The sequence below is a fragment of the Rhodoferax ferrireducens genome, assembly GCF_003347515.1.
GTDB lineage: Bacteria > Pseudomonadota > Gammaproteobacteria > Burkholderiales > Burkholderiaceae_C > Rhodoferax.
In genome coordinates, this window is sequence record NZ_QEII01000236.1 from 202739 (window position 1) to 216470 (window position 13732).

General features: G+C 61.8%; 11 protein-coding genes. 3 read left to right on the top strand and 8 right to left on the bottom strand.

The genetic code is table 11. From position 1 onward, the window contains the following. From urtC to urtE, 3 genes are read left to right on the top strand one after another with little or no spacing between them, the layout of a single operon-like run. On the top strand, window positions 1–1209 hold the full coding sequence (urtC, locus tag C5P05_RS06670; RefSeq protein WP_420130725.1) for an urea ABC transporter permease subunit UrtC: 1209 nt from the start codon (window positions 1–3) through the stop codon (window positions 1207–1209). Continuing rightward, window positions 1206–2081: an urea ABC transporter ATP-binding protein UrtD gene (urtD, locus tag C5P05_RS06675; RefSeq protein WP_114969061.1), complete on the top strand. Its 876-nt coding sequence runs from the start codon at window positions 1206–1208 to the stop codon at window positions 2079–2081. The genes urtC and urtD overlap by 4 nt, the downstream gene beginning before the upstream one ends. A gap of 2 nt (window positions 2082–2083) precedes the next feature. Next, complete coding sequence (urtE, locus tag C5P05_RS06680) at window positions 2084–2776, top strand: urea ABC transporter ATP-binding subunit UrtE (RefSeq protein WP_114969127.1); 693 nt, start codon at window positions 2084–2086, stop codon at window positions 2774–2776. Between the two features lie 35 nt (window positions 2777–2811). Here the strand turns inward: urtE and C5P05_RS06685 are convergent, their stop codons facing one another. From C5P05_RS06685 to uraD, 8 genes are all read right to left on the bottom strand, one after another. Then, entirely contained in the window at window positions 2812–4473 is a 1662-nt protein-coding gene (locus C5P05_RS06685; RefSeq protein ID WP_114969062.1) for a response regulator, read from the bottom strand. A gap of 85 nt (window positions 4474–4558) precedes the next feature. Beyond that, window positions 4559–5389, bottom strand: a complete 831-nt coding sequence (locus C5P05_RS06690) for an urease accessory protein UreD (RefSeq protein WP_114969063.1) — start codon at window positions 5387–5389, stop codon at window positions 4559–4561. Window positions 5390–5446: 57 nt separating this feature from the next. Next, window positions 5447–6214 (bottom strand): ABC transporter permease, encoded by a 768-nt coding sequence (locus tag C5P05_RS06695; RefSeq protein ID WP_114969064.1) that lies wholly within the window; start codon window positions 6212–6214, stop codon window positions 5447–5449. After that, window positions 6211–7053 (bottom strand): ABC transporter ATP-binding protein, encoded by an 843-nt coding sequence (locus C5P05_RS06700; protein ID WP_114969065.1) that lies wholly within the window; start codon window positions 7051–7053, stop codon window positions 6211–6213. The genes C5P05_RS06695 and C5P05_RS06700 overlap by 4 nt, the downstream gene beginning before the upstream one ends. Further along, the gene (locus C5P05_RS06705; RefSeq protein ID WP_114969066.1) at window positions 7054–8082 is read right to left on the bottom strand and encodes an ABC transporter substrate-binding protein; all 1029 of its coding nucleotides are present in this window, start codon (window positions 8080–8082) and stop codon (window positions 7054–7056) included. Between the two features lie 110 nt (window positions 8083–8192). Beyond that, window positions 8193–10505 carry an NADP-dependent malic enzyme gene (locus C5P05_RS06710; protein WP_114969067.1) on the bottom strand — a complete coding sequence of 771 codons (2313 nt, stop codon included), beginning with the start codon at window positions 10503–10505 and terminating at the stop codon, window positions 8193–8195. 65 nt (window positions 10506–10570) lie between these two features. Continuing rightward, window positions 10571–11803 (bottom strand): M20 family metallopeptidase, encoded by a 1233-nt coding sequence (locus tag C5P05_RS06715; RefSeq protein WP_114969068.1) that lies wholly within the window; start codon window positions 11801–11803, stop codon window positions 10571–10573. 112 nt (window positions 11804–11915) lie between these two features. Then, window positions 11916–13721 (bottom strand): 2-oxo-4-hydroxy-4-carboxy-5-ureidoimidazoline decarboxylase, encoded by a 1806-nt coding sequence (gene uraD / locus C5P05_RS06720; protein ID WP_114969069.1) that lies wholly within the window; start codon window positions 13719–13721, stop codon window positions 11916–11918. Window positions 13722–13732 lie beyond the last annotated feature (11 nt).

Consider the following 13732-nt stretch of genomic DNA (forward strand, 5'->3'; position numbering starts at 1 on the left):
ATGGACACGTCAACTTCCGCTTCTACGCCCACAACGCTACCGGCAATTGCTACGTCATTGCGAGCGCAGCGCGGCAATCCACTGCCCGCCAAAGGCCCGTTGCTCACCCGCACCGGCTGGTCCGCCTTTATCCTCGCCTTGATCGTGGTCTGCGCCGTCGCGCCTGTTCTTAACTTGCTCGTGCCACGCGAGAGCATCTTCCACCTGAGCGACTACGCCGTGGGGCTGGTGGGCAAGATCATGTGCTACGCCATCTGCGCGCTGGCCATGGACTTGATCTGGGGCTACACCGGCATCCTGAGTCTGGGTCACGGTGTGTTCTTCGCGCTGGGTGGTTACGCCATGGGCATGTACCTGATGCGCCAGATTGGCACGGACGGCAACTACAAAAGCAATCTGCCCGACTTTATGGTGTTTCTGGACTGGAAGACCTTGCCCTGGCACTGGACCTTCAGCGACAGCTTTATCGCCACCTTGTTCCTGGTGGTGGCGGTGCCGGGCCTGGTGGCTTTTGTGTTTGGCTACTTTGCCTTTCGCTCGCGCATCAAGGGCGTGTATTTTTCCATCATCACCCAGGCCATGACCTTTGCCGCGATGCTGCTGTTCTTCCGCAACGAAACCGGTTTTGGCGGCAACAATGGCTTCACCGATTTCAAACGGATTCTGGGCATTCCGGTTGCCACGCCCTCCATGCGCATGACGCTGTTTGTGATGACCGGCGTGACCTTGCTGGTTTTTTTCCTGCTGGCGCGCTGGCTGGTTAGCAGCAAGTTTGGCCGCGTGCTGCAGGCGGTGCGTGATGCGGAAACCCGCGTCATGTTCTCGGGCTACTCGCCGGTTGGCTACAAGCTCACCATCTGGACCATCTCGGCCATGATGTGCGGCGTGGCCGGCGCCTTGTATGTGCCGCAAGTGGGCATCATCAACCCGAGCGAAATGAGCCCGGCCAACTCGATCGAGATTGCCATCTGGGCCGCCGTCGGTGGGCGTGCTTCGCTGATTGGTCCGATCGTCGGCGCCTTTATCGTCAATGGTGCCAAGAGCTGGCTGACGGTGGCCTACCCGGAATATTGGTTGTACTTTTTGGGCGCCTTGTTTATTGGCGTGACGCTGTTTTTGCCGAGTGGTGTGGTCGGGCTTGTCAAAGGGATTTCGTCGTTGCGAGCGCAGCGTGGCAATCCAATGGCTAAAAAGGGAGACGCCAAATGACCCCCGACCTCCTGGAAGAAGGCGCACGCCGACTCGCGGCGCGCCAGCAGAAAGAGCAACTCGGCAAGACCGAATCAGGCGGGCGTGCGGCGGGCTTCTCGCGCCTGCACACGCCGGGTGATGTGGATGTGACCCACGGCCGCATCCTGTACCTGGAAGACGTGAGCGTGAGCTTTGACGGCTTCAAGGCCATCAACAAACTGTCGCTTGACATCGCACCCGGTGAGCTGCGCTGCATCATCGGGCCCAACGGCGCGGGCAAGACCACCATGATGGACATCATCACCGGCAAAACGCGGCCGGACGAGGGGCGGGTTTACTTTGGCAGCACGATTGATTTGCTGCGCTACAAGGAATCCGAGATTGCGCAAATGGGCATCGGGCGCAAGTTTCAAAAGCCCACGGTGTTTGAACACCTCACGGTGTTTGAGAATCTGGAGCTCGCGCTCAAGACCGACAAGGCGGTGACCGCCTCCCTGTTCTTCCGGCTGGACTCGACCCAGTCAGACCGCCTGCTTGACGTGCTGCACACCATTCATCTGGCGGACAGCGTGTCACGCCTGGCGGGCAACTTGAGTCATGGGCAAAAGCAGTGGCTGGAGATTGGCATGCTGCTGATGCAAGACCCCAAGCTGCTGCTGCTGGACGAACCGGTGGCCGGCATGACCGATGAAGAAACCGAGCGCACCGCCGAGCTGTTTTTGAGCCTCAAAGGCAAGCACTCGCTGATGGTGGTGGAGCACGACATGAGCTTCATCAACACCATCTCCGACATCGTCACCGTGCTGTGCGAAGGCTCGGTACTGGCGCAAGGCACGCTGGCGCAGGTGCAGGCGGACGAACGGGTGATTGAGGTTTACCTCGGAAGATGAACATGCTGAACGTCAAGAACATCAACCAATACTACGGCGGCTCGCACATCCTGCGCGATGTCAGTCTGCAGGCCACGCTGGGCCAGGTGACTGTGATTTTGGGCCGCAACGGCGTGGGCAAAACCACACTGCTGAAAAGCCTGATGGGCCTGGTGCCGATCAAGACCGGCAGCATCGAGTTTGACGGCAAACCGATGCAAAACGCCACGCCCTACGAGCGCGCTCGCGCCGGCATCGGCTTTGTGCCGCAAGGGCGCGAAATTTTCGCGCGGCTCACGGTGGAAGAAAACCTGCGCATGGGCCTGGCCTACAAAAGTGCCAGCACGCCGATTCCCCCCGAGCTGTTTGAACTGTTCCCGGTGCTCAAGCAGATGCTGCAGCGCCGCGGTGGCGATTTGTCGGGCGGGCAGCAACAGCAACTGGCGATTGCCAGAGCGCTCGCGGCCAGCCCGAAGCTATTGATTTTGGACGAACCCACCGAGGGCATTCAGCCCAGCATCATCAAGGACATTGGCCGCGTCATCCGCATGCTCAGCAGCCGGGGCGACATGGCAATCGTGCTGGTGGAGCAGTACTACGACTTTGCCCAGGAGCTGGCCGACGACTATGTGGTGATGGAGCGTGGCGCCGTGCTGGCCCGCGGCAAAGGCGCGAACATGGACATTGACGGTGTCCGGCAACTGGTTGCCATTTGAAGGCCCCGCGTTCCCGGTTTTGAATCACTCGTTGTTCAGCTCAGGGTGGTGGGCACCTTGGCGGGCGCACCACCCGTGCGCAGTGTCAGCCCACCGGCCTGGCGTTTTTGTTCGCCCAGTGCCGGCTTGCTGTTGAGGGTGCAGAAACGGCTGCGCAGGTCCTGAACAATTTCAGTCAGGGCCGCTGCATCGGAAATTTTTTCTGAGTAGCGATGCAGCACCAGGTAGGCAGTTTCAATCAGCTTGCCATTGAGAGTGGCGTTGCCGTGAAAAATCAGGTTCTTGACGGCCGCCTTGGGGTCGCCCTCCATGCTGAGCAACATGGCGTGTTCGGCGAGTTTCAGAATCTGGGTGTGCGCCTCGCGCACGCGGGTGGCGTAGGGCTCGTGCACGGCTGCCGCCGCCGCAAGAAGTTCGCTCAAGGGCCGGCTGATGCAAAAACGCATGCCCAGCGTGTCGACAACTGCTTCCACTTCATTCAGTTGAATGGCTTTGTTGGCCAGTTGGGCCATCAGGGCCAGCAGGTTGGAGGCTGCTTCAAAATCAAAGTCCGGGGATGTCACGGCTTTGGTCATGGCGCGTACCGCGTCCAGGGCCTGCGCAAACTGGTGAAGCTGAATGGAGGACAGGGCATCCACAATGCCTGCGAGCCGTTGATGGCGCACGCTTTTCGGATTTCTTTCGATCAGGCGAACGAAGTCGTCACGACAGCGCTGCAGTCCCTTGCGGTCGCCGCTTTCCAGACGGGCGAAGGCCAGCAGCACCAGGGTCTGACAGTCGAACATTTTGGAGTCGAGCCCGAGTCGGGTGGTGCGGTCGAGTATGGCTTCGGCCTCTTTGCGGTCGCCGGCATAGTAGGTCATCATGCCCAGATTCTGCAGACGGCTGATGGAGGCGGGTGTGAGTTCGCTGGCCATCTTGTAGGTGGCCAGTGCCTTGTCAAACTTGCCAAGTTCAAACTGGGCGCGTCCCATCACATCGTAGGCGTCGGCGTAGCTGGGGTCTTCGCTGATCAGGTTCTCCAGGGTGCTGGCGGCTTTGGCGGTTTGCCCTTCATCGAGCAAAGAGCGCGCCACGCCCAGTTTGGCCCAGGGCAGGGTTTTGGCAGCCACCACCGCTTCGTACAACACCTGGGCCTGCGCGCACTTGCCGGTGCGCAGCAGCAGCTCGGCACCGACGCGGGCGGCGTACAGCCAGAACAGGCCCCGGGTCTCGAAGCGATGAAGACACAGATTGGCGGCGGTATCGAAGTCTTCCGCCTCGATCGCGGCAAATATCTCGGCCAGAGAAATCTTGCGGATGCGGGCCTGGCGCAGCCGCTCGCCCAGATGGACCGCTTTGTGTGGTTTAAGCAAATAGCCGTCCAGCGCCGACTCGGCGGCCTCGGCCACTTTGGCGTAGGTGGCCTCGGCGGTCACCATGATGAAGACGGTTGAAAATGGCAGGAGCTGGTTGCGACGCAGATCGTCCAGCAAATCCTGGCCGGACATGACTTCGTTGGCGAAATGGTGCTCGCACAGAACGACGTCAAACGTGCGAAATTCCAATTGTCGGCGGGCATCCGCCAGGCGGGCGCATTGCACCACGGTGCCCATCCCGAAGTCACGCAATTGCGCCACCAGGATGGAGCGTGACGTGGGGTTGCTTTCAATAATCAGGGCACTCGAAGCCGACAGGTCGTCCTCGGGCAGTGCCATCAGAAACGCCCCGTTTGACTGGCTGCGTCAGATGTTTTTGTGGAAATTTTGTCACCTCGTATTGCGATTTCGCAAAATAATAGCACTACGTGGACCAAATGCGTGGATTTATGGCAGGCAGGCTCCACAGGTGTTGACGCCACGCAGACCAGACCTGGCGCAGCAAATCCATGGCGGGCTCCACCACGGGGGCCAGTACCCTGAGCACGATGACCTGTCCATTCGGGCTAGTGGCACCGGCGGTGTGGCGCAGGCCGTGCGCGTGGATGAGCTCCCGGGCCACGTCCAGTGCCTGTTCGCGTCGCCCGCGTTCCAGCTTGCTTCCTGATGCAAAAAAGAGGGCTGCCAGGCAGCGATGGCCGGCCAGTCCCAGCGGGCCGTTCATCAATCGGTGATCGTCGGCCTGGATGCGTCCGCGCTCCAGCCACACGCCGGGGACTTCAATGTGCTGCAAAAAACTGCCCTGCTCGAACGGCTGCTGGGCGTGGGGCAGACCCAGGGCCGTCACGTCCCAGCCCATGAACTCGGCCTGTGGTGCGAGATTGAGCGTGAGCTGATTTTCGGCGCGGCAGTGGTTGTAGCAAAGCGCCTCCAGCGGCAGCCACTCCAGGCGCGTCTGCTCCGTGAGCGTGATGTGGGTGCGCTGCAAAGCCAGCTCACCGTTGGATCGGTAAAACCGTGTGGCGCCTGGCGTGGTGATCAGGCCGTGGGCGGTGCCACCGGCGGTGACGGCGATATCCAGCGTGTCGCCGCCGACCAGACCGCCCGGCGGGTGCACCAACACGTTGTGGCACACCGCATCGCCTTCGGGGTACAGGCTTTGCAGGATGCGCAAGGGGCCGTCGTGCAGGAAATGGGCGACGGTGCGCTCGGCCTGCAAGGCGTAGTCAAGTTTCAGGGAGGCGTGCCAGGTCATGGATTAAAGCAAGAGCCAGATGGAGAGGATGAAGAGGGAGGGAGAGAGGGCGGGCAACTATTCGCCCTGCGAGCCGCGATGCGCCCAGGCGGTCGTGTTCTTTTCAACGTAGCTGAACAACTCGTACATCGCCATGGCCATGGCCCCGATCACGACCAGGCCGGCAAAGGCCAGCGGCATGCGTTGCGACGAGCCGGCCGACTGCATCAGGTAGCCAATGCCCGAGTCGCCCGCGGTCATCTCGGCCAGCACGGTGCCGACAAAGGCCAATGTGATGGCGATCTTGAGCGAGCCGAAGAAATAGGGCATGGCGCGCGGCAAGCCCACCTTGACCAGCACGTCCCAGCGTTTGGCGCCCAGCACTCGCAACACGTCCTCCAACTCGGGCTCCAGCGTGGCCAGGCCCGTGGCCATGTTGACCGTGATCGGAAAAAAAGAAATCAGGAAGGCGGTCAGGATGCCCGGCCCCACGCCTATGCCGAACCAGACGATCAGGATGGGCACCAGCGCGGCCTTCGGGACCGCGTTGAACGCCACCAGCAGCGGGTACACCGCCGCGTAGGCCAGGCGCGATGAGCCGACCAGAAAACCCAGCATCACCCCGACCACGATGGAGATGCCAAAACCGACCATCGTGACCCAGAAGGTCTTCCAACCGGCCTCGGCAATCGGTCCGGCGAACTCGGCCATGGCCTGGCCAATGGCCAGGGGACTGGGAAAGATGAACTCGGGGATGGCAAAGCCCATGCAAATGATTTGCCACATCAGCAGGAGAATGAGCGCCAGCACAACCGGCGCCCAGTGTTCGGTGAGCTGGCGGTTCATGCAGTGGTGCCCATCGGTTGAGTCTTGGCCTCATTTTTTCTGCCTGCACCAATATGGCCACGTAACTCATGCACGATATCGGTGAACTCGCGGGTGTAGGTGATTTCCAGGTCGCGTGGATGCGGCAGGTCAATCTCGCGCTTGACCACAAAACGGCCCGGGCTCTTGCTCATCACGTAAACCGTGTCGGCCAAAAAGACGGACTCGCGCAGGTCGTGCGTGACCAGGATGACATTGAATTTTTGCTCGGTCCAGAGGTCGCGCAGAATGCTCCACAACTCTTCGCGCGTGAAGGCGTCGAGTGCGCCAAAGGGCTCGTCCAGCAGCAACATTTTGGGCTCGTGAATGAGGGCGCGGCAGATGCTGGCGCGCTGCTGCATGCCGCCCGAGAGTTGCCAGGGGAACTTGTCTTCGTAGCCCGCCAAGCCCACTTTTTGCAGCAGTTGGCGGGCGCGTTCCTCGTACTCTTTGCGTTTCGCCTTGAATTGGCTGCGGTACGGCTCTACGATTTCCAGCGGCAGCAACACGTTGTCCACCGTGGTGCGCCAAGGCAGTAGCGACGGCGCCTGAAACGCCATGCCGGAGATCTTCAAAGGCCCGGTGACCGGCTGGCCGTCGATCAGAATGCGGCCCATCGAGGGCATGTTCAGCCCGGTGGCCAGTTTCATGAAGGTGGACTTGCCACAGCCGGACGGCCCGACGATGGCGATGAACTCGCCCTGATTCACCTTGAGGTCGATGGCCTCCACCGCGAAGTGGTTCTGCCGGCGCAACGCCTCGTTGTAGGCGAGCCAGACGTCCTGAAAATCGACAAACCAGGGGAGGGGGGTGTATGACATTTATTTTTTTGGCAAGATATCCAGCTCCGCCTTGGTCGGCAGGAAGCTGGCGTTCCACACGGCATCGGCGTTGACCCGGGTTTTGGTGTTGAAGGCGTCCGACACCTGCGACGCCATCAAGGTGAGGCGCGGCCCTTTGACCTGCCCAAAGCCTTCGGCGCGGGCATCCGGACTGTTCACGGCGGTGTCGATGGCCAGTTTCAGGCGCCTCGTTTCCATCGCGACGTTGATGATGCCGTCGCGCTGGCGCACCGACTCAATCGCCGCCTCGGGCTTGGCGACGACCTCCTTGACGCCTTTGGTGAATGCCGCCAGAAACGCTTTGACGGCGGCCGGGTTTTCTTTGAGGATTTTGGGCGTGGCAATGATCACGTTGCCATAGAGCTTGACGCCGTTTTCAGCATAGGGGAACACCACCACGTCGGCGGCCTTGACGCCACGCGCTTCCAGATTCAGCAAGGAGGTGAAGGTGAAGCCGGTGATGGCGTCCACATCACCGCGTGCCAGCATGGTTTCGCGCAGGGGCGGGTCCATGGCGGTCCACTGCACATTCGTGATGTTGTTGGCCTTGGCGAAGATCGGGAAGGCGCGCCGGCCCGCGTCGAACACCGGGGCGCCAAACTTCTTGCCGCTCAGGTCCGCCAGCGTCTTGATGCCCGACTTCTTGAGCGCCATGACCGAGGCCGGCGTGTTGTTGTAGACCATCATGATGGCGACCGGTTTGTTGGGCGAATCCGGGTTGTTGGCGTGGAACTCCATGAGCGCCGCCAGGTCGGCAAATCCCAGGTCGTAGGTGCCGGAAGCCACTCGGGTCACCGTCCCGCCGGAACCATTGCCAGCGTCAATGCTCACGTCCAGTTTGGCATCCTTGAAGTAGCCCTTGGCGGCAGGCGACAAAAACAGGGCGGCCGGCCCCTCGAAGCGCCAGTCGAGCTGGAACTTGATGGGCGTGTTTTGGGCCTGGGCCGCACCCAACGTGGCGCTCATGGCCAGTGTGGAGGCCAGCTTCAACAAGATGCGTTTGCTCATATAAAAACTCCGGTCAAGGCAAGGGATAGCACGGTTCGCATGGTGAAAAAGCACGCAAGAACGGTGCCAAACACTCATCTGGGCACCGACGCGGACACGCGAGCAAGTCTCTATTTGATATCAGTGACACGGTCGGCATTGGCCGCCGCCAGCGCCGTCATGTTGACCACGCGCCGCACCGTGGCGGAGGGCGTCAGCACATGGGCCGAGGCGGCGGCGCCCAGCAGGATAGGCCCCACAGTGACGCCGTGCCCGCCGGTGACCTTCAGCACATTGAACAGAATGTTGGCGGCGTCCAGATTCGGGCAGATCAGGACATTGGCCTCGCCCTGCAGTTTGTTGTCCATCAGGGCCACCTGGCGCATTTGCTGCGAAAAAGCGGCGTCGCCTTGCAGCTCGCCTTCGCATTCCACCTCGGGCGCCATCTGGCAAAACAGCTCGTGCGCCTCGCGCATTTTGACGGCCGATTTGCGGTTGGAGGAGCCATACATGGAGTGCGAGAGAAACGCGACTTTGGGCGGCAGGCCAAAACGCCGGACCTCATCCGCCGCCATGACGGCAATACTGGCCAGCTGCGCCGCATCCGGCTCTTCATTGACAAAGGTATCGGCGATGAACAGGGTGCGCTGATCCAGCATCAGTGCGTTCAGGGCGGCTAAGCCGGAGGCGCCTTTTTTGACGCCGATGATCTCCCGAATATGTTCCAGGTGGACATCAAAACGGCCGACCAGCCCGCACAAGAGGGCGTCGGCATCGCCGAGTTTGACCATCAGCGCCGCGATGGTGGTGTTGGAGCGGCGCACGGCGGCCTTGGCCGCGTCGACGGACACGCCATGGCGGCCCATCAGGCGGTGGTAGGTCTCCCAGTACTGGCGAAAACGGGCATCGTCTTCCGGATTTACGCATTCCACATCCACACCGAGCTTGATGCGCAACCCGGCTTTGGCCAGCCGCGCCTCAATCACGGCGGGGCGGCCGATCAGGATCGGTTGGGCCAGGCCTTCGTCGACCGCCACTTGCGCTGCCCGCAGCACCCGCTCGTCTTCGCCTTCGGCATAGGCGACGCGTTTGGCGTCTTTTGGCACCGCTTTGGCGGCCGAGAACACCGGGCGCATGAACATGCCGGTTTGGTAGACAAAGCGCGACAACTGCTGGCGGTAGGCCTCCATGTCCTTGATCGGGCGCACGGCCACGCCCGATTCTTCGGCCGCTTTGGCCACGGCCGGCGCAATGCGCAAAATCAGGCGCGTGTCAAAGGGGGTGGGAATCAGGTAGTCCGGGCCGAAAACCAGTTCCTTGCCGGCGTAGGCGGTGGCGACTTCCTCGCTGATGTCGGCCTTGGCCAGATCGGCAATCTGACGTACGCAGGCCAGCTTCATGGCTTCGGTGATTTTGGTCGCGCCACAGTCCAGCGCGCCCCGGAAGATATAGGGGAAACACAGGACGTTGTTGACCTGGTTCGGGTAGTCCGAGCGCCCGGTGGCGATGATGCAGTCCGGTCGCACGGCCTTGGCCAGCTCCGGGCGGATTTCAGGCTCCGGGTTGGCCAGTGCCAGGATGATGGGGCGCGCGGCCATGGTCATGACCATGTCCTGCGTCAGCACGCCGGGCGCCGAGCAGCCGAGAAAAACGTCGGCGCCATTGACGACGTCGGCCAGGGTGCGCAGCTCGGTGCGCTGTGCGAAGCGGGCTTTGGACTCGTCATAGCCGCCGGGCCGGTCTTCATGGACCACGCCCTTGGAGTCGCAGACGTAAATGTTCTCGCGCCGCACGCCCAGGCCGACCATCACGTCCAGGCAGGCCAGTGCCGCCGCGCCGGCGCCCGAGACGGCGATGCGGACTTCGTCAATGCGCTTGCCGACCAGCTCCAGGCCGTTGAGCAGGGCGGCGCTGGAGATGATGGCCGTGCCGTGCTGGTCGTCATGAAACACCGGAATGTTCATGCGTTCACGCAGCTTCTGCTCGATGTAAAAGCACTCGGGCGCCTTGATGTCTTCCAGGTTGATGCCGCCCAAGGTGGGCTCCATCGCGGCGATCATGTCCACCAGCTTGTCGGGGTCGTTCTCTGCCAGTTCGATGTCAAACACGTCAATACCGGCGAACTTCTTGAACAGGCAGCCCTTGCCCTCCATCACGGGTTTGGCGGCCAGCGGGCCGATGTTGCCCAGGCCCAGCACCGCCGTGCCGTTGGTGATGACGCCGACCAGATTGCCGCGCGAGGTGTATTCGGCCGCCAGCGAGGGGTCGGCTTCAATGTCGAGGCAGGGGTAGGCGACGCCGGGCGAGTAGGCCAAGGAGAGGTCGCGCTGGTTGGACAGCGGCTTGGTGGCGTTGACCGCGATCTTGCCGCGCGTCGGCGTGCGATGGTATTCGCGCGCGGCTTCACGGAGGGCGTGTTCGGCGGGGGAAAGTTCTTTGCTCATGCGGGTCTCCTGTTTTGTCTTATTTAAACGAATTGGCTACTGGGGGGTAACCATACTGCTACGCGTCATTGTGCGGGGTCAAGCAAGTCCATCAAGGTGCGGGCGATCACTTTGGTGGCCCGGCGCAGGTCTTCCAGATCGAGCCGTTCATCCGAGCGCTTGGCGTGCGACTCCAGCACCGTGCGTGGCCCGGCTCCGTAGATCACGCCGGGAATGCCCCGTTCGCAAAATAGGCGCACATCGGTGTACAGGGGTGTGCCCAGGGCCGGGATGTCCTCGCCAAAGACGGCCTTGCCGTGTTTTTGAATGGCGTCCACCAGCGGCTTGTTGCCGGGCAGCGGCTGCATGGCATTCGCCAGCAGAATGCGCTTGATATCTACCCAGACGCCGGGCACCTGCATGGCGGCGTCGCAAATGCTTTGGCGCAATGTGGCCTCGACTTGCGCCGGGATTTCTTCCGGGATCATGCGCCGGTCCAGTTTGAACGTGACCCGGCCCGGAATCACGTTGGTGTTGGTGCCGCCTTCAATCATGCCGACGTTCAGGTAGGGGTGGGTGATGCCTTCGACCGAGGAACGGACTTTCTTGAATAGTGTGTTTTGCGCATACAGCGCGTTCAGGATGTGGACCGCGCCCTGCAAGGCGTCGATGCCCGAGTCGGGGATGGCGGCATGCGCCATCTGGCCGTGAACGGTGACTTCCATCTGCAGACAACCGTTGTGGGCAGTGATGACCTGGTAACTGAAGCCGGCCGCAATCATCAGGTCGGGCTTGATGATGTTGTGCTGCAGCAGCCATGCCGGACCGACGGTGCCGCCAAATTCCTCGTCGTAGGTAAAGAGCAGCTCGACGCTGCCGGCAGTCGGTTTGGCGACCGCTTCGAGTGCCCGCACCGCAAAGGTGTAGGTGGAAAAATCGCCTTTGCTCACGGCGGTGGCGCGGCCATACATCTTGCCGTCTTCAATCTCGCCCCCGTAGGGGTTTTTGGTCCAGCCTTCGCCGGGAGGCACCACGTCGCCATGCGCATTCAGGAGCACCGTCTTGCCGGGACCGTAGGAGCGACGCACCAGCAGATTGGTCACGCTCTGCAGACCGGCCGCCTGCACCTCGGCTTGGGGCACCGGGTGTTTCTCAACATCGAGTCCCAGCCCTTGCAGGAGTTCAGCCGCCCGCTCGGCGTGGGGCGCATTGTTGCCCGGTGGCGTGTCGGTGGGGACGCGGATCAGTTCCTGCAGGAATTGAACCTGCTCGTCAAAGTGAGCGTCGATCCACGCGTCGAGTTGTTCGTAGGTGTTCATGAAAAAATAAGCTATTTAATAGTTTGGAGCCGTCATTGCGAGCGTAGCGCGGCAATCCATGGCCGCTGGATTGCCGCGCTACGCTCGCAATGACAACAAGTTAGATGGCGCATTAGAACCCGCCAGCGAGTTGGTCAAGTAACAGCGAGAACGCTTCAATGGCCAGTTGCATGTCATCGCTGGTGCTGGACTCCAGCGGGTTGTGGCTGATGCCGGAATTTTGTCCGCGCACAAACAGCATGGCTTGCGGCATGACCTCATGCAGTTTCATGGCATCGTGGCCGGCGCCGCTGGGCATGCAATGAACGGGCACGCCCAGCGCCTGCACCGCCCGTTCCCAACGTTCTTGCCACGCCGGTGCACTGGGCGCGGCGGCGGCGCGCATCGTTTCTTCCAGCGTATAGCGGACCTGGCGGCGCGTGCAGATCGCAGCCAGCGCCGCCAGCACGTCACCTTCCATGGCGTCGCGCTGGGCGTCGGTTGGCGCCCGCATGTCCAGGCTGAACTGGGCTCGCCCCGGCACCACGTTGATGGAGCCATTGGGCACCAGGAGCTGGCCGACGGTGGCCACGGAGTCACCATCTGCCAGGGCCCGCTTTTCTGCGGCGAGGATCAGTTCGGCGACCGCGGCGGCTGCATCGTTGCGCCGGTTCATCGGTGTCGTGCCTGCGTGGCAGGCGGTGCCGATGATGTCGCCCGTGTAGCGCACGCCGCCGTTGATGGCGCTCACCACGCCCAGCGGCAAGTCCAGCTCGTTAAGCACCGGGCCTTGCTCGATGTGGACTTCGACAAAGCCGAGGTAGTCGGTCGGCTGGCGCTGCAGTTTGGCGATGTCGTCCACGTTCAGCCCGGCCTGCATCATGGCTTCGCGCAGGGTGATGCCATCGGCGTCCTTTTGATCCAGCCAATGGGTGTTGAACTGGCCGATGAGCGCGCCCGAGCCCAGAAAAGTGGCCTTGAAGCGTTGCCCCTCTTCCTCGGCAAAGCCTACCACTTCCAGATGAAACGGCAGGCGTTTGCCTCGGCTTGCGAGTTCGCGCACGCAGGCCATGGGCACAAAAATGCCCAGGCGGCCGTCGTATTTGCCGCCGTTGCGTACGGTGTCGTAATGGCTTCCGGTGAGCAAAGTTTTAGGTGTTTCAGCGTTGTAGCCCGCGTTGGTGGTGCGCATATAGCTATCAGAGTAATAGCAACCAACGACATTGCCGACGGCGTCGATATGAACTTCGTCAAAACCGCAGTCCAGCATCCGCGTCTTGATTTGCGCCGCGCAAGCTTGGTGCGCGTCGGTGAGGTAGGTGACGGTGAGTTGCCCCTTCTCGGCGTAGCCCGGATCGCTGAATTGGGCCAACTGCTCATGCCAGTCCCACACCTCATTGCCCAGCGCGGGGGTGACGCCGAATTTGTCGTTCAGGCGCAGCTCGGCAATGCGATGGATGTTGCGCAGGCACTCCGGCAATTCAAATTCGGGATGGCCGTGCAGCCGGCGCTCAAACGTGTCGATGATGTCGCGCCGGCTCAGGCCGGTTCCGCGCGGTCCGCGCACGGCGAGGATGAAGGGAAAGCCAAATTTCTCGTTGTAAGCGGTGTTCAGCTGCTGGAGTTTGGCAAATTCCTCAGCGCTGCATTGGGTCAGGCCGGCCGTGCTTTGCTCGTTGTTGGACTCGGCGGTCAAGGTCTGGCTGACCATGGCTTTGCCGGCCAGTTCGGGGTGCGCGCGGATCAGCGCCAGCTGGGCATCGCGCCCCGCGCCGGCCACGACCCGCGCCAGGGCATGTTTGAGCTGCGCGAGCGAGACAAACGGACGCGCCTTCAAGGCTGCTTCTGCAATCCAGGGCGAGTGTTCATACACACCCTCCAGCAGCCGCATGGCTTCCTCGCTGGTCGCGGCATTGAATTGTTCAAGGGTCAGGGTCATGTGCAGTCTCG

What these genes read in the sequence shown, in the direction of transcription:
- uraD (WP_114969069.1), bottom strand. Translation starts at nt 13,721, where the DNA reads ATGACCCTGACCCTTGAACAATTCAATGCCGCGACCAGCGAGGAAGCC.
- C5P05_RS06715 (WP_114969068.1), bottom strand. Translation starts at nt 11,803, where the DNA reads ATGAACACCTACGAACAACTCGACGCGTGGATCGACGCTCACTTTGAC.
- C5P05_RS06695 (WP_114969064.1), bottom strand. Translation starts at nt 6,214, where the DNA reads ATGAACCGCCAGCTCACCGAACACTGGGCGCCGGTTGTGCTGGCGCTC.
- urtD (WP_114969061.1), top strand. Translation starts at nt 1,206, where the DNA reads ATGACCCCCGACCTCCTGGAAGAAGGCGCACGCCGACTCGCGGCGCGC.
- C5P05_RS06710 (WP_114969067.1), bottom strand. Translation starts at nt 10,505, where the DNA reads ATGAGCAAAGAACTTTCCCCCGCCGAACACGCCCTCCGTGAAGCCGCG.
- C5P05_RS06685 (WP_114969062.1), bottom strand. Translation starts at nt 4,473, where the DNA reads ATGGCACTGCCCGAGGACGACCTGTCGGCTTCGAGTGCCCTGATTATT.
- urtC (WP_420130725.1), top strand. Translation starts at nt 1, where the DNA reads ATGGACACGTCAACTTCCGCTTCTACGCCCACAACGCTACCGGCAATT.
- C5P05_RS06700 (WP_114969065.1), bottom strand. Translation starts at nt 7,053, where the DNA reads ATGTCATACACCCCCCTCCCCTGGTTTGTCGATTTTCAGGACGTCTGG.
- C5P05_RS06705 (WP_114969066.1), bottom strand. Translation starts at nt 8,082, where the DNA reads ATGAGCAAACGCATCTTGTTGAAGCTGGCCTCCACACTGGCCATGAGC.
- urtE (WP_114969127.1), top strand. Translation starts at nt 2,084, where the DNA reads ATGCTGAACGTCAAGAACATCAACCAATACTACGGCGGCTCGCACATC.
- C5P05_RS06690 (WP_114969063.1), bottom strand. Translation starts at nt 5,389, where the DNA reads ATGACCTGGCACGCCTCCCTGAAACTTGACTACGCCTTGCAGGCCGAG.